Origin of the sequence: Thauera sp. SDU_THAU2, from assembly GCF_038260575.1 — a bacterium.
GTDB lineage: Bacteria > Pseudomonadota > Gammaproteobacteria > Burkholderiales > Rhodocyclaceae > Thauera.
This window is the reverse complement of sequence record NZ_JBBWUN010000003.1, coordinates 4500441-4515571: the sequence shown is the minus strand read 5'-3', so window position 1 is coordinate 4515571 and position 15131 is coordinate 4500441. Positions and strand designations below refer to the sequence as shown.

11 protein-coding genes are annotated in these 15131 nt (G+C 65.6%); 4 read left to right on the top strand and 7 right to left on the bottom strand.

The features are described 5' to 3' along the window. Nucleotides 1–265: 265 nt before the first annotated feature. The 6 genes from AAFL97_RS22830 to AAFL97_RS22805 form a co-directional block, all read right to left on the bottom strand. Nucleotides 266–2089, bottom strand: coding sequence for a hypothetical protein (locus AAFL97_RS22830; protein ID WP_341646872.1), 1824 nt, complete (start codon nt 2087–2089; stop codon nt 266–268). Continuing rightward, a complete protein-coding gene (locus tag AAFL97_RS22825) occupies nt 2086–4026 on the bottom strand; it encodes a hypothetical protein (RefSeq protein WP_341646871.1) in 1941 nt (646 codons plus the stop codon). Before AAFL97_RS22825 ends, AAFL97_RS22830 begins: the two co-directional genes overlap by 4 nt. Next, complete coding sequence (locus AAFL97_RS22820) at nt 4019–5005, bottom strand: glycosyltransferase family 2 protein (protein WP_341646870.1); 987 nt, start codon at nt 5003–5005, stop codon at nt 4019–4021. Before AAFL97_RS22820 ends, AAFL97_RS22825 begins: the two co-directional genes overlap by 8 nt. Nucleotides 5006–5015: 10 nt before the next feature. After that, entirely contained in the window at nt 5016–5366 is a 351-nt protein-coding gene (locus AAFL97_RS22815; protein ID WP_341646869.1) for an EamA family transporter, read from the bottom strand. 68 nt (nt 5367–5434) lie between these two features. Beyond that, nucleotides 5435–5653 (bottom strand): hypothetical protein, encoded by a 219-nt coding sequence (locus tag AAFL97_RS22810; protein ID WP_068635754.1) that lies wholly within the window; start codon nt 5651–5653, stop codon nt 5435–5437. Beyond that, nucleotides 5650–8922 carry a glycosyltransferase gene (locus tag AAFL97_RS22805; protein ID WP_341646868.1) on the bottom strand — a complete coding sequence of 1091 codons (3273 nt, stop codon included), beginning with the start codon at nt 8920–8922 and terminating at the stop codon, nt 5650–5652. The genes AAFL97_RS22810 and AAFL97_RS22805 overlap by 4 nt, the downstream gene beginning before the upstream one ends. Nucleotides 8923–8925: 3 nt before the next feature. Between AAFL97_RS22805 and AAFL97_RS22800 the strand changes: the two genes are divergently transcribed. The 4 genes from AAFL97_RS22800 to AAFL97_RS22785 all read left to right on the top strand — a co-directional run bounded on the left by AAFL97_RS22800 (nt 8926) and on the right by AAFL97_RS22785 (nt 14014). After that, nucleotides 8926–9909, top strand: a complete 984-nt coding sequence (locus tag AAFL97_RS22800; protein ID WP_341646867.1) for a glycosyltransferase family 2 protein — start codon at nt 8926–8928, stop codon at nt 9907–9909. 150 nt (nt 9910–10059) lie between these two features. Further along, complete coding sequence (locus AAFL97_RS22795) at nt 10060–11010, top strand: NAD-dependent epimerase/dehydratase family protein (protein WP_341646866.1); 951 nt, start codon at nt 10060–10062, stop codon at nt 11008–11010. Then, complete coding sequence (locus tag AAFL97_RS22790) at nt 11007–12035, top strand: MraY family glycosyltransferase (RefSeq protein WP_341646865.1); 1029 nt, start codon at nt 11007–11009, stop codon at nt 12033–12035. Before AAFL97_RS22795 ends, AAFL97_RS22790 begins: the two co-directional genes overlap by 4 nt. Before the next feature lie 143 nt (nt 12036–12178). After that, a complete protein-coding gene (locus AAFL97_RS22785) occupies nt 12179–14014 on the top strand; it encodes a polysaccharide biosynthesis protein (RefSeq protein ID WP_341646864.1) in 1836 nt (611 codons plus the stop codon). A gap of 45 nt (nt 14015–14059) precedes the next feature. Here AAFL97_RS22785 and rfaE2 read toward each other — a convergent pair whose 3' ends face one another. Continuing rightward, nucleotides 14060–15115: a D-glycero-beta-D-manno-heptose 1-phosphate adenylyltransferase gene (gene rfaE2, locus AAFL97_RS22780; protein WP_341646863.1), complete on the bottom strand. Its 1056-nt coding sequence runs from the start codon at nt 15113–15115 to the stop codon at nt 14060–14062. Between the last annotated feature and the right edge of the window lie 16 nt (nt 15116–15131).

Sequence of the window (15131 nt, the reverse complement as noted above, 5' to 3'; positions counted from 1 at the left end):
CCGGCATGCCGATGTCCAGTAATTTCTTTCACCACCTTCATCCTCATCCAGGAGACACGCAAGGACTGATCGATGGCTTTCGCCTCACGTCCCCGTCCTGCCAACATCCTTGTTCGACAACGGCCTCAACAGCGTCATGGACAGCTTGCCAAGGCCGCAATACAGGAATGCGACAATGCGCGAAATTCCGCAGAATGAGTGGGGCCGCATAGGTGGAGGCGGCGCAGATCTGACCGCAGTATGTGAAACCGCAAACGAAACTCCGTCACGCCGTACCGCGAAGACGCTTCTTCGCCCCCCCGACAATCCGCCCTCTGTTCAGGATCAGGAACATGCCGAGCCGCGAATAAAGTAGTCGGTGCAGCAGCCTGAGCCAGGCGTTGCCGGCCACATAGGCAGAACGCCAATAGGCGTTCCGGTAGCCGATCAAGCTCTTCCTTTCCTCGGACAGCAGACTGCCATACTTCGAACCGCCGAAGCCTTCGGCATGGCCGATGCCATCGAAAACACGGATGAACTCCGCCGAAGGCCGCTTCAGGTGGGCATTCAGGATTGGATCGAGATCCACCGCACCGCAGCAGTCGCTGTTTTCCAGCATCGGCAGCAGGCCGGCGATGTCGGCGAAGAAGCGGCGCGCGCCGGCAGCCACCTGATGGCGAAGCGCGACCTGTGAATCCGGCTCGTCGGCGACGAACTCATGTTCGAAGCCTTCGCCCTGCCCGCTGCGGCGTATCCGCCGCAGCGTGTGGATCGGTTCTGTGAACAGGAACTCGAAGACCGGCAGCGCCTGGAAGACGATCGCGCAGCGCGCCAACGGCCGGCCATTCTGGAAGTAGAAGGCCCGGTGCTCGACCGTATCAGTGATGCTGCCGAAATAATAGCCGTGGATGCGGCAGTCCTCGCCGCAGAGGTCCTGCACCGCAGCTTGCAGACTGCCGCGCCAGCCGAGATCGACAAAGCCCACCTTGCCAGCAAAACCATGCGCCTGCAGATAGTCCCGCATGATGGCGGCTTCTTCGTGCGCGGCGGCTTCGAAGCCGAGGCGCTTCAGGGCGTCGATGAAGGCCTGCCGGTGGCGAGCGGGATCGAGCATGGCAAGCTCGCCGGGGCACTCGAAGCCGAGCCGGGCGAAGAAGTCGGCAGCGCTCACCCGGCCCTCGAAGAAGCGCTCGTAATCGCCGTGAAGGGCGAAGCCGGCGACATAGAGCGCCCGCCGCGACAGGCGGACGTAAGCGCTGTCGATGCCGGAGCCCAGGGCATCGAAAGCTTCCTTGAGCAGGTAGCCGTCGCGCGCGGCGAAAACCACCCGCGACAAACCTCGCTGCCTGGCATCCTTGGCGATGAAGCGGGCGAGCGCGACGCTGCACGGACCGACGATCTCATAGCCGGCCTGGTGAAAGCCGCTCTCTTCCGCCGCACGCAGGCAGAACACATCGTAGAAACTCCGCGGCCGGCCCGGTCGATTCAGGCCCGGCAGCAGCACGGTGTCGATGCCGAGGCGGCGCGGCACGTCGTCGTCGGCACCGGGGTTGTCGCCGAAATGCTGGACCTCGGCAGGCGCGAGGCGGTAGCGATCGAGCATGCGGCGGAAAAGACCGCCCGAGCGCTTGGTCAGCCCCTCGCGCGAGGAGACAAGAAAATCGACGTCGCCGACATGCTTGCGGATGATCCTGCCGATCGTGGCGGGCGGCAGGTACATGTCGGAGATGATGCAGCACTGCTTGCCCTGGACGAGCAGTGCTGCCAGCAGCTCGACGTTCGGACCGATGGGCTGGAGCAGCGCGAGCTCGACAGCCAGCTCCCGCTTGAGCTGCGCCGCGGGCGAACGGATGACCAGCGCAAGCACGCGGTAGATGTCGAACAGGCCGATGTCTTCGTGCTGCGACAGGCGGCGCGCCACTCTCTCGGCCAGCACCCGCCAGAACCGAAAGCCGAGCAGACCGATCAGCGGGAAACGGTAGTCCACACCCAGCCTGTCGAGCAGGTAGAAGACCATGCCCGGGCGCTTGACCGGGCGGGCGACCAGGGTGTCGAAGAGGTCGAAACTGTAGAGTGCCTTGCCAGGCAGGACACTGCCGGGCGGGATCATGCTGCGCGCTTCCGGCTGAGACGGAACAGCAAGCCACCGAGCAGCAGCGTCCACAACAGCACGCGGGCCGGCTCGTGCCATGAAGCATGGCGGGGGCGGTCTGCCAGTTTGCCGTGGGGCGGCAGGTCGACCACGATTTCTCCGGGTCTGGCCGCGTGGGTGTCGACGAGGCGGGAGAAAGGACCGTCCTGAATCTGCACGCTGCCGCCGTCGGGGCCGGTCAGAAAGTGCAGCCTGATCGCATGATGCAGGGTGTCGATGCGGGCAACCAGCACGCCGGCGCCGGGCACGGTGCGCAGCAGCGGTCCCTCCTGCCAATGCCAGCCGCCCGTCTCGATCTCGCCTTCGTGCCGCTCCATCCAGCGCGGAGTCGAGGCGGTGCCGAGACGGGTCACGGCGACGACACCGTCGCCCTGCGGCGCGAGCTGGACGACGCGGGTTTCGGTCGGCAGGCGGCCGGCGCCGAAGACGAGGGCGAGCATCAGCGCCGGCAGCACGCCCAGCAGCAGCCGCAGCGGCACGGAGAGCGCCCGTGGCAGAGGCGGCAGTTCGGTGCCCTGGCCTGCCGGCCGCCGCCGCGCCAGCCAGGCCAGCAGCACGAGCAGCAGGCCCAGATACGCGGCGAAGCCGCTCCAGTAGAAGTAGCGGTATTCGGCCGACACATTGATCGGGAAATAGCTGAGCAGATAGATCGTCCCCGACGCCTGCACGGCCAGCGCCAGGGCGCCGAGCGGCGTGCCGCCCAGGCGCAGGACGAGCAGCAATGCGCTGCCGCAGACCAGTACGACGGCGAAGGCCCGGGGCTTGCCGTACTGGAGATTGAACTCGGACTGGATGTAATCCCGTGCGAGCCGGGTGGTCCGGCGGAAAGGCTCGGCCACTTCCCAATTCACCAGCTCCGATGTCGGCGGCGGATAGAGCATCGTCAGCGAATTGGGATCGTGCATGCTCAGCTTGAACGTGGCAGCCATCGCCGACCAGGCGCCGAGCGGGTTGGACGCCAGTGCGCCCAGCCAGGCGCGAGTCATCTCCCCGCTGCCCCACAACTCCTGGCGACGGAGTTCGCGGTAGAGCCCGGCGCAATGCCCCCATCTGGAAACCGTATCCCATTGCACCGGCGAATAGCAGCCTTCGACGATGGTGCGCGCATCGTGCTCGATCCATGTACCGGGAAAGAGGTTGCGATTTTCGAAATAGGACAGCGCCAGCAGGTGGAAGGTCTTGAGGCTGTCGCCGTGGTGCTGCGGCTCTATCCCGAGCGCCCGGCTCTGCAGGGTCTGGACTGCCGGCATCAGGCAGAGCATCACCAGGGCCGCGAGCAGGTTCCGGCGCCAGCCGAAGCGCAGGTTGGCGTAGAGCAGCAGGGGGATGAGGCCGAAAATGGCGTTCGAGCGGGTCAGGAAGACAGCCAGGGCCAGGAGATTGGCCAGCACTTGCCAGACCAGACGCGCACGCGGGCCCGTTTCTGCCTGATTGACCTTGAAGGCACAGGCAAAGGCCGCCAGCATCCAGGCGGCCACCAGGGTGTCCTTGTGGATGTGGCCGAGGAAGTTGAACAGCCCCGGCGCCAGCGGCACGGCCAGCACGAGCAAGCCCCAGGCGCCGGCACGGCGCATCGCTCCGAGCGCGATGAGGGCCAGCCCGCCCCAGATCAGCAGGTTGTCGAGCACGAGGAAGCCCACCGGACCCGGAAACACCCGCAGCAGGCAGGACCAGAGCAGGGTGATGAACGTGGGGTGCCAGTCGTCCAGATTCCCGGTGATGGCCTGGGTGAGCTGCTGAAAAGAGTCTTCGTAAAGATAGCCGGGGTAGCTGGCACGCAGCACGAAGGCAAAGCCGAGCACGGCCAGCGCGATGGCCGAAACCAGGGCCGCTGCCGGGAAGGCAGGTGTTTCCGGACCGGCGCACCCTTGGGCGGGCGTCTTGTCCTCAGGCATCCGCATCTTGCACATGCCCATCCAGCGACAGGCTCAAGGGCTCCGTGGGAAGGTTGTCGACGTCGTAATGCAGGAAGGCGATCAGGCACTGGATGCCGATGAAGATCGGCAGGGCAGCCAGCATCACCGTACCGCTGGTCGCGGGATTGCCGGTGCTCATGCTGACGAACCAGTGCCAGCCGCCGAACAGGCCGCCGGCAAGCAGCAGCAGGCTGCCGCTGATGCTGTAGAGCGTGCCGACGTTGAAGTCGCGCACCAGATAGCTGTAGACGTAGCGGCGCCACAGCCGGGCGCAGTGCTTGCGCAGGAACTCGGGCAGCACGCGGCTGATCTTGAGGTTGGATTTCTCGTCGGCGTATACCGCATCCATCGGCACGTCCCTGACCACCGCGCGCACCGTGTTCAGGCGGAACAGCATGTCGGTTTCGAAGAAGTAGCGCCGTTCCAGTTTGTCCAGCGGCAGTTCGGCCAGTACGCAGGTACGCACGGCGGTATAGCCGTTGGTCGGGTCCATGACGTTCCAGTAGCCGCAGCTGAGCTTGGCAAGGAAGGACAGCACGGCGTTGCCGAACAGCCGCAGCGGCGGCATGCCCTGCACCGATTCGGGGCGGAAGAAACGGTTGCCCTTGGTGTAGTCGGCCTTGCCGCGCAGCAGCGGACGTACGAACTGCGGCAGCAGCGCAGGGTCCATCTGGCCGTCGCCGTCGATCTTGACGACGATGTCCATGCCGTCGGCGATCGCCGCCTTGTAGGCGGTGACGATGGCGCCGCCGACGCCCTGGTTTTCGCTGTGGCGGAGCACGCGCACGCGCGGGTCGCGGCTGTGTTCTTCGATGAGCGTGCCGCTGCCATCGGGGCAGGCGTCATCGACCGCGTAGATGGTGTGCACTTCGGGGCCGATGGCCTCGATCACGCCAAGGACGTGCCGGGTGACCTTGTAGCAGGGGATGGCGACGGCGATCTTCATGGCTGAGGACATGCGGTGAAGCTCAGGCTGCGCGCGAGGCGATGGTGATGCCGAGCAGGATCAGGGCGCCGCCTGCCCACGTGGTCAGGCGCACCGGCTCGCCCATGAACAGCCAGCCCAGGCAGGGCACGATCAGGAAGGCCAGCGCCATGAAGGGGTAGGCCAGATGCAATGGCGCGTGCCGCAGCACCCAGATCCATACCAGGGTGGTGATGCCGTACAACGCCAGCGCCACGATCAGCCAGCCGTTGAAGACCCACTGCTGCCATTGGCTGGCGTCGACGATCGTCATCGCCGCCTTCTTGAACAGGATCTGCCCCAGCGAGATGCCGAGGACGCAGAGGATGGTGATGGTGGTGACGAGAGGGGTCATCGAGAGGCTATCGTGATCGTGTCGGGAGCAGACGCAGGCAACCGGTGATTGTACCGCCGGCCATTTCGTCAACGGCGCGGCAGGCGTTGGCGCAGGCGGACGAGCCGATACTTGAAGCGCTCGTGGTCGAACAGCGCATGCCACAGGACTCGCCGCGTCCAGGCGAGGCTGGCGCGCAAACCGGGGGCAAAGCCGGGGCCGCCGGGACGGCCGAACCTGAAGGGCAAATGCATCAGGAACAATCTGAATGCGGACGGCAGGATGCGGGCCCGGCGTCGCTGGTTCATCCGGCTCTCCTCTTGAGTTGAAGCAGGTGCAGCACACGCGCGGCAGCGGAAGCGAGCGGCGTGCGGAAACGGGCGAAGGGCGCATAGCGCCAGGGCAGCATGGCGAGCTTGCGAGCCAGCAGACGGGGCCGCAGGAAATCGCGCCAGCCGACGTCCTTGCCGGACAGGTCGAGCAGGTGATCGTGGCCGAAGTCTTCCGAATGCGCCAGCTTGCTGATCGCCGCCACTTCGGCACGGGTCGGATAGACCACGGCACGTTCGGCCAGCGCCAAGGCGTAGGGCCGCACGGCATCGAAGCCGAAGCCGGTGAGGCGCTGGGCGGCGAGGTAGTGTTCGAAGCAGAGCATGACGCCTTGCTGCAAGGCCTCGATGTGCGGATTGCAGCGGAGCTCGGCCTGGCGGTCGGGTGCGGCGTCGTCCTTGAGCACCGGCTCGACGCCATCGGCGGTGCGCCGGTAGCCGATGGTGGTGGCGTGAAGGGCACGGGCACCCTGCTCGAACAGTTCCTCGAAGTCGCTGGCGGCGCGCTCCTGCGGCTCGGCGCGGCGCACGTCGAGCATCAGGCCGTCGATGCCGCCGTGGGCGAGCGCGCCCTGGTGCATGCCGTTCATGAAAGCGAAATAGTAGCCATCGACCTGTGGATAGGCAGCATCGGCCTTGCCGGCGAAAGCGTCTTCGAGGAAGCGCTGGATGGTGGCGTTCCAGCCGATGTCGACCAGCGCCACCCGCCGCGCGGCGAAGAAGCCGAGGCCGTCGAAGTAGTCGCGCAGCAGTTCGCGCGCCTGCTGGCCGACCGGCCGGATGCGCTGCTGCACTTCGGCATCGTCGAGAAAGGCGAGCAGGCGGGCGTCGTTCCAGTCGTCGAGCCGCTCGCCGATGTGGGTGAAGCCGTGGCGCCGGGCGAGATCGGCGAAATCGCCGGGATTCAGGCCGTAAGTCTTGAGGATGGATTCGAGGCCATGCTGCTTGGGGTTGTAGAGACCGACGACCGCCCTGGCGTGATCCAGCCCATCGGCAACCGCTGCGCTGGCGACGACCCGGCGGCTGGCATAGGCATAGCAGGCAGGCGGCAGGGTTTCGCCGAGCAGGGTGCCTGCTTCCTGGTACATGCGCATGAACAGCGCGCCGTCGCGGGCGAGGAAGAAGAGCTTTTCGGGGCGATCACGGCGGACGCGCTCGATGAGGCCGTGCACGAAGGTGGAGAAAATCGGCCCGAGCACTTCCAGGCCGTACTGGAAATACACCTCGTCGCGCTTGGCCCGGTCGTCGAGGTACAGGCGTTCGGCCAGCACTTCGGCCATCATGCGGCCCGGCCAGACGCCGCCCAGCACGGACAGCGCAGCGGAAGTCTGCTGGCGGCGGCGGCGGCGGCGCTCGTGGCGCTCGTCGAGGAAGACGCCGCTCATGCCCAGGCGGCAGGGCGCCATCGCGTCGGAGAGGAAGTTGTCGCCGACGTGGAGCACGTCCTGCGGGCGCAGCCCTTCCTGTTCGAGCACGTGGCCGAACAGGCGGCCGGAGTACTTGCCGGCACGGTATTCGGACGAAACGTAGATACGATCGATCAGACCGCGATAGCCGAGTTCGTCGAGCAGGCGACGAAGGTGGCGCTTGCCGAGATACATGTCGGAGACGGCGATGATGCGGATGTCCTGGCCATGCGCCCACTCGAGGAAGAGGCGCGCATTCGGCTTGGCACGAAGGGCAAGACGCTCCAGGCCGAATTCGCAGTCTTCTGCGAACTGCACCAGTTCCGCCCGCGCTGCCGCATCGGCGCAGGGCTGCAGGCCGGCAATCCAGCGTTCGACGATCTCGTCGTAGTGGCATTCGTGGTCGTGCCCGGCGGCCAGCGCCTCTTCGCGCAGCACCTTTTCGGCAAGCCTGCGCTGGGCCAGCACCTGTTCCGCCGGCATTTGCAGGCGCTCGGCGAGCAGCGCGGCGACGCGGTGCACGATCCGCTCGGGCGGTTCGATGCAGCGCGCCAACAAGGTATCGAAAATGTCGAAGGACAGAGCAGCCGGTCTCTGCTCACGGCGCTCGACGAAACGCCGCAGTTCGGAGAAACCGCCCACGCGCCGCACTCGTTCGCCCCCGGGCATCGCCAGTCCGTTCCACCAGGCACGAAAGCGACGCACTCGGTTCAAGCCAGTGCGCGCGCAAGCGCGAGCGGCGGATTTCAGCGGCGTGCGCCGGAAGGCGGCGACTTCGGCCTCGAGCTGAGCGATCCGGGCGTCGCGTTCCGCGATCCAGCCATCACGCTCGGCAATCCATCCGTCTCGTTCGGCGATCCAGCCATCACGCTCGGCGATCCATGCCTCACGCTCGACCAGACTGTGGTCGCGTTCCGCGATCCATTGATCACGCTCAGCGATCCATCTGTCGCGGTCACCGACCAGGCGCCCCCATTCAGCGTCCTTGCGCACCAGCGCCTCGTGCTGCAACGCACGCAGAATATCGACTTCATAGCCTTCGATCCGTGCCCATTGCACGTTCAGACAGGCCGTTCGCTGCGCGGTGTCGCCGCGCTGGGCGAGCAACACGGGCGCATGCTGGCGTAGCAGTGCCGAGGCTTCGAGATTGGCTTCGAGCGGTTTTTCGGAGATCGTATTGCTCGAATGCAGGCGGTAGTCGAGCAAGGCATCGTCGATCCAGCCGAGCCGTGCGCGCCCCGCCAGCGCACGCAGCAGGAAGTCGTAATCATGCACGTAGCGGTGGGCGCTGAAGGAGGCGAGCTGCTGCCACAATCGGCGGGTGAACACGAAGTTGGACGTCGTCATGAAGACATTGCCGGCCAGCAGGGCCGCAATCCAGTCCCCGGTGTCGCGCCAGACGGCTTTCAACTCGCCAAAGGCACGAATCCACCAGTGCTCCTCGATCGGCACGCCGGCGTCATCGATCAGGCGGATGTTGCTGCCGACGAGATCGTAGCCACCGCCCGCAAGCATTTGCAGGCTGCGCGCCAGACGGTCCGATGCGTAGCGGTCGTCCGAATTCAGGATTGCGAGATAGTCACCCCGCGCATCGCTGAGAAGATGTTCCAGCGTGGCATGGGCACCCAGATTGAATTCGTTGTACCAGACACGGAGGCGCGGATCTTGGATACCTTCCAGCACGGCCCGGCTGTCGTCGGTGGAGGCATCGTCCCGCACCAGCAGCTCGAGCTCGAATGACTGCGGACCGACCGTCTGCGCCAGCACGCTGCCGATTGCCTCCCCGATATAACGCGCATGGTTATAGGAAGGAATGACGACACTGACGAGGGGCATGGGCATGCAATGCTCCGGTGCAACGCAGCAGAGGAAAAAGAAAAACCAGTTATGATACTGCGTTCCGCGGCGAGATGCCTCGCCCGCCTTTCCGCAGTGAAGGGTGGGGTGAATTGCCCCGAGCCGCTCATTATGCCCGCCCACCGATCCATCCAGCCCGTGCCTTTCCTTTCAGTCTGTATCGTCACCTACGAACCGGACCCTGGTGTACTGGCGGCAACGTTCGCGTCTCTGGACAAGGCTTTGTCGGCGCTGCAAGCGGAACGCGGCTGCACGGCATCGGTCTGCATCGTGGACAATTCCACCGTCTCCACACTACGGCTGCCGGCGCACCGGTTTGCCGGCCGGCTCCGCCAGATCCACGGCCAGGGCAACGTCGGCTTCGGGCGGGCTCACAATCTGTGCCTTGCCGAAGCAGACGGCATCGGCGAGCTGCATCTCGTACTGAATCCGGATGTGGAGCTTGCCGCCGATGCGCTGGTGGAGGCGGTCGATTTCATGCGCCAGCACGAGGATTGCGTGCTCGCCAGTCCGGCGTCTCGATCCGGCGAAGGCGAGGCGCAGCATCTGTGCAAGCGCTATCCGTCGGTGCTCGATCTTGCGCTGCGCGGTTTTGCACCGACATGGCTGAAGCGCTGCTTCGAAACCCGACTGGCACGCTACGAGATGCGAGAAGAAAAGGGATGCGCAAACGACGGACAGGAAACTCCCGCGCGCGTGCGCTGGGACATCCCCATCATCAGCGGCTGCTTCATGCTGCTGCGGGGTGAGGCTTTCCGGCGGCTGGGCGGTTTCGATCCGCGCTTTTTCCTCTATTTCGAGGACTTCGACCTGAGCCTGCGCGCGGCACGCCTGGGTCGCATCGCCCATGTTCCGTCGATACGCATCGTGCATCACGGTGGACATGCGGCGCGCAAGGGCTGGAAACACCTTGTGATGTTCGCACGCTCCGGCCTGCGCTTCTTCGGCAAGCACGGCTGGAAGCTGTGGTGAACAAGCTCATGTTCATCATCCAAGTACAAGGTGATGGGTTTCGCTGCGCTCTGCCTACGCAGCCCAGCCCATTCTACGGAGCAGAGTCGATAACCGGCGGGATGGATAAAGCGAGGCGAAACCATCGATCGTGGCTGCGGCGGGCCAGCAATGAATAGTGTTGGCTTCACCCTGGTGACGGGCGCCTCGGGTTTCGTCGGCGCCGCCCTGCTCGCCCGCCTGCTGCGGGACGGCGTCGCCGCGCGTGGTGCAGTGCGCGGCACGCTGCTTCCGCCCGGTTGCGTGCACGGGCCTTCGCTGGAGGACGCTGCGGACTGGTCGCTGCTGCTGCGGGGCTGCAAGACGATCGTCCATGCTGCGGCGCGGGTACATGTGATGCGGGACACGACCACCGAACCGCTGGCCGCGTACCGCGCAGTCAATGTGGCTGGCACGCTGAGCCTGGCACGCCAGGCGGCGGCGGCGGGCGTGCGCCGCTTCGTGTTCCTGAGTTCGATCAAGGTGAACGGCGAGCACACCGCACCGGGGCGACCATTCACCGCCGAGGACGATCCCGCCCCACAGGATGCCTATGCACTATCCAAAGCCGAGGCGGAGGCCGCCCTGCTGGAGCTGGCGGCAGACAACGGCATGGAGGTGGTCGTCATCCGCCCGCCGCTGGTCTATGGCCCCGGCGTGAAAGCCAATTTCCTTGCCATGATGCACGCCCTTCAGCGCGGACTGCCGCTGCCCCTCGGCGCGATGACGTGCAACCGCCGCTCGCTGGTGGCGCTGGATAATCTGGTCGATCTGATCGTGTGCAGCATCGGCCACCCAGCCGCGGCCAATCGCGTGCTGCTGGTGAAGGATGGCGAAGATCTTTCCTCCGCCGATCTGCTGCGCCGTACCGCCGCCGCGCTGCAAGTGAAGGCTCGCCTGCTGCCGGTGCCGTCATGGGCGCTGATGGCCGGCGCAACATTGCTCGGCAAGCGCCCGGCGATGGCCCGCCTGTGCGGCAATCTCCAGGTGGACGACTCGGCAACCCGGCAGTTGCTCGGCTGGCAACCGCCGATCGATGTCGACGAAGGCCTGCGCCGCACCGTGGCAGGGCTGCGACGATGAAGGAAATCCTGGATCACGCCTGGCTGCTGGCCGCGGTCGCACTGGCGGCCGGACTGATGACCGGCGGCCTGCGCCGCTACGCGCTGACACGCAGTCTGCTCGACCGACCGAATGCGCGCAGTTCGCATTCGGTGCCGACGCCGCGCGGCGGCGGCATGGCCATCGTGCTGGCCTTTCTGGCCGCCCTGTTCTGGCTGAGCTTCGACGATGCCCTGCCGCAGTCCTGGGCGTGGGCACTGCTGGGTGCGGGCGGCGGCGTTGCGCTGATCGGCTTTCTCGACGACCACGGGCACGTCGCCGCACGCTGGCGCCTGCTGGCTCATTTCTGCGCAGCAGCATGGATACTGGCCTCCTTGGGCGGTGCACCGCCGATCACCGTGCTCAGCGTCGACATTGCACAGAGCTGGATCGGCACAGGGCTGGCAGCAATCTATCTCGTGTGGGTGCTGAATCTGTACAACTTCATGGACGGCATCGACGGCATCGCCGGCGTGGAAGCGGTCTGTACCGGCCTCGGCGGCGCGGCACTGTATCTGCTGGCCGGTGAGCCAGCGCTCGCCCTGCTGCCACTGTCGCTGGCAGCAACAGCAGCAGGGTTCCTGTACTGGAACTTTCCACCGGCGCGCATCTTCATGGGCGATGCGGGCAGCGGCTTTGTCGGCCTGATGCTCGGTGCAATGTCCTTGCAGGCAGGCTGGATCTCACCCGCCCTATTCTGGAGCTGGCTGATCCTGCTCGGCGTGTTCGTAGTGGACGCGACGCTGACCCTGCTGCGCCGCCTGTTCCGGGGCGAGCGCGTGCACGAGGCGCATCGCCGCCATGCCTACCAGTTCGCCGCGCGACAGCTCGGCAGCCACCGCCCGGTGACCCTGGCCGTCAGCGCACTCAATCTCGGTTGGCTGCTGCCGCTGGCCTTGCTGGTCGGCGAAGGCAGACTGGGCGGGATCAGCGGCATGACGATCGCCTATTTGCCCCTGGTGGCACTGGCCCTTCACTTCCGCGCAGGAGCAGTTGAAAATGGATGATGGCGGGGAACACGAACACGGCGCTTTCATGCGCATATAGCAAATTGTTGTTGCAGGACAACATCGCCGCCAAGCAAGAGACTAGAATCGCTCCCGCACGGTAAAACGGCGCTGCCGACCGGTATGCGACTCTGCCGAACAATGTGATCAATATCTCCGCTCGCCCCGCTCTTGTCTTCGCGTTCGATCTGCTCGCCGCAGTCATGGCCTGGGGCGGAGGCTTGCTGCTGCACTTCGATTTCTCCCTGCCCGCTTCCCACACTGGCAAAGCGCTGGTGACCGGCGCTGCACTGCTGCTGGTGCACGGCATAGCATGCAGCCTTGCGGGCCTGTACCGCGGTATCTGGGTGTTCGCCAGCCTGCCTGACCTGAAACGGGTGCTGAAAGCAGTGATCGCTTCGGCCGCTGCATTGGCAGTGATGATGTTGCTGGACCATGGCACGCCGCCACTGCCACGTGCCATGCTGATTCTGTACCCGATGATGCTGCTGCTGATCATGGGTGGTAGCCGCGCTGCGGGGCGCATGTGGAAGGAATACCGTACCTATGGCGATCTGATGGCGGCAGGCAAACCCGTCGTCATTATCGGCGCAGGAACTGGCGGGGCACTGCTGGTGCGCGAACTGGAACGCAGCCCCGATTGGCGAGTCGTGGCTCTCGTCGACGATGATCCGACCAAATGGCGGCGGGATCTACGGGGCCGCCCGATTGCCGGCGGCATCGACGTGCTGCCCCAGGTGTTGAAAGAACACAAGGCTCAGCACGTCATCCTGGCGATGCCATCGGCTGCCATCGGAACACTGAAGCATGCGACCGACGTCGCCATTCGTGCTGGCGCACAGGTATTTACATTGCCAGGACTGGACGACCTGATGAGCGGCAAGGTGGCCATCAACTCCATGCGCCCGGTCAATATCGAGGATCTGCTCGGACGTGAGCCGGTACAGATCGACTCCCTGCATGTCCAGGCCATGGTCACCGGAAAAACTGTGCTGATCACCGGTGCGGGGGGATCCATCGGCAGCGAGCTCTGTCGCCAGTTGGCCCGCTTTTCTCCTGCCCGGCTGGTACTGGTCGAGAACTGTGAATACGCGCTGTACAACATCGAACAATGGTTCAGCGACCACCAGGGAGCGATCGAAATCATCGCACTCGCGGGCGACATCAGGGATGCCTCGCGGATGGACGAAATTTTCTCCACCTGGCAACCACAACTCGTTTTCCATGCCGCGGCCTACAAACACGTCCCGCTGATGGAAGTCGGCAATGCCTGGCAGGCAGTGCTGAACAACGTCCTCGGCACCCGGCTGGTGGCTGCCTGCGCATGCCGGTACCGCGCCGAACGTTTCGTGCTGATTTCCACCGACAAGGCGGTCAATCCGACCAATGTCATGGGCGCGACCAAGCGCCTGGCCGAAATGGTCTGTGAAGCGCTGCAATGTTCGGACGACAACGACACCCAGATGGAGATGGTGCGTTTCGGCAACGTACTGGGCAGCACGGGCAGCGTGATCCCACGCTTCGCCGAGCAGATCGCGCGGGGCGGCCCGGTGACAGTGACCCATCCCGACATTCAGCGCTACTTCATGTCGATCCCCGAGGCAGCGCAACTGGTCCTCCAGGCGGCGTCGATGGGCCAGGGCGGCGAAATCTTCGTGCTCGACATGGGCAAGCCGGTAAAGATCGTCGATCTGGCGCACAACATGATCCGCCTGTCGGGCTACACCGAGGAAGATATCCGCATCGAATTCACCGGCCTGCGCCAGGGCGAAAAACTGTACGAAGAACTGCTCGCCGATGCCGAGGAAACTCGCGAGACCCCTCACTCCAGGCTACGCATCGCGCGCTCGCGTACCGTACAGGCCAACTTCCTGGACGAACTGGAGCAATGGCTGTCGCAGCCAGGACCAATGTCCGACGACGACGTCCGCGCCGAGCTGAAACGCTGGGTGCCGGAATACGAACCGGCGAGGCACTGACGGAGGTTCGGCGGGAGTGGGGCTCGAGCTCAGTAAATTCCGGAATCAGCCGCCGTCGCGGATGCGCTCGATCAACCCGGTGGTGGAGTGCCCTTCGACAAAGCCCAGCACCCTGACGTCGCCGCCGGCGCGGCGGACGCAGTCGCCGCCGGCGATCTGGTCGGGGGTGTAGTCGCCGCCCTTGACCAGCAGGTCGGGCAGCACGGCGCAGATCAGGCGCTCGGGCGTGTCTTCGGCGAACGGCACCACCCAATCCACACAGCCGAGCGCGGCGAGCATGCGCATGCGGTGGGCCAGCGAATTGACCGGACGGCCGTCGCCCTTGAGGCGGCGTACCGAGTCGTCGTCGTTGACGGCGACGATCAGGCGCTGGCCGAGCGCACGGGCCTGCTCGAGATATTCGATGTGGCCGGGGTGGAGGATGTCGAAGCAGCCGTTGGTCATCACCACGCGCTCGCCGGCCTGGCGCGCGGCGCGGACGGTGGCGATGGCCCGGGCTTCGTCCAGCACGCCGGCGGCCGAGGCCTTGGCCGCATCCGCGGTGGCGAGGTGGGCGTCGACGTGGGCGCACCACATGTGGCCGATCATGATGTGGCATTCCTGGATGTGTGCCGTCTCGGCGACGCCGATGACGACTGCCAGGTCCACCAGCTCGCGCAGCTTGCCGCCGTCGCGGCCGAGCAGGCCGATGACTTCGACGCCGCGCCGGCGCGCCGCTTCGACCGCGGCGATGACGTTGGGGCTGTTGCCGCTGGTGGAAATGCCGACCAGCACGTCGCCCGGCTGGCCGAGCGCATCGACCTGGCGCGCGAAGACGTCATCGAAGCCGTAGTCGTTGCCGACCGCGGTGAGGATGGAGGTGTCGGTGGTGAGCGCGATGCCGGGCAGCGCACGGCGTTCGGCGACGAAGCGGCCGACCAGCTCGGCGGCGATGTGCTGGGCGTCGGCGGCGCTGCCGCCGTTGCCGCAGAACAGGATCTTGTTGCCGCGGTTGAGTGCCGCGCTGATGCGCTGCGCGCCGGCTTCGACCACCGGTTCGATGGCGCGCAGGGCCTCGATGGCGGCCAGATGCTTGTCGATGTACTGGGTGAAGAAGCTCATGGATGATCTCGCGGTT

Bases quoted from the DNA above. Each gene is read 5' to 3' on its own strand.
- AAFL97_RS22830 (WP_341646872.1), bottom strand. From the start codon at position 2,089: ATGATCCCGCCCGGCAGTGTCCTGCCTGGCAAGGCACTCTACAGTTTC.
- AAFL97_RS22825 (WP_341646871.1), bottom strand. From the start codon at position 4,026: ATGCCTGAGGACAAGACGCCCGCCCAAGGGTGCGCCGGTCCGGAAACA.
- AAFL97_RS22820 (WP_341646870.1), bottom strand. From the start codon at position 5,005: ATGTCCTCAGCCATGAAGATCGCCGTCGCCATCCCCTGCTACAAGGTC.
- AAFL97_RS22815 (WP_341646869.1), bottom strand. From the start codon at position 5,366: ATGACCCCTCTCGTCACCACCATCACCATCCTCTGCGTCCTCGGCATC.
- AAFL97_RS22810 (WP_068635754.1), bottom strand. From the start codon at position 5,653: ATGAACCAGCGACGCCGGGCCCGCATCCTGCCGTCCGCATTCAGATTG.
- AAFL97_RS22805 (WP_341646868.1), bottom strand. From the start codon at position 8,922: ATGCCCATGCCCCTCGTCAGTGTCGTCATTCCTTCCTATAACCATGCG.
- AAFL97_RS22800 (WP_341646867.1), top strand. From the start codon at position 8,926: ATGCTCCGGTGCAACGCAGCAGAGGAAAAAGAAAAACCAGTTATGATA.
- AAFL97_RS22795 (WP_341646866.1), top strand. From the start codon at position 10,060: ATGAATAGTGTTGGCTTCACCCTGGTGACGGGCGCCTCGGGTTTCGTC.
- AAFL97_RS22790 (WP_341646865.1), top strand. From the start codon at position 11,007: ATGAAGGAAATCCTGGATCACGCCTGGCTGCTGGCCGCGGTCGCACTG.
- rfaE2 (WP_341646863.1), bottom strand. From the start codon at position 15,115: ATGAGCTTCTTCACCCAGTACATCGACAAGCATCTGGCCGCCATCGAG.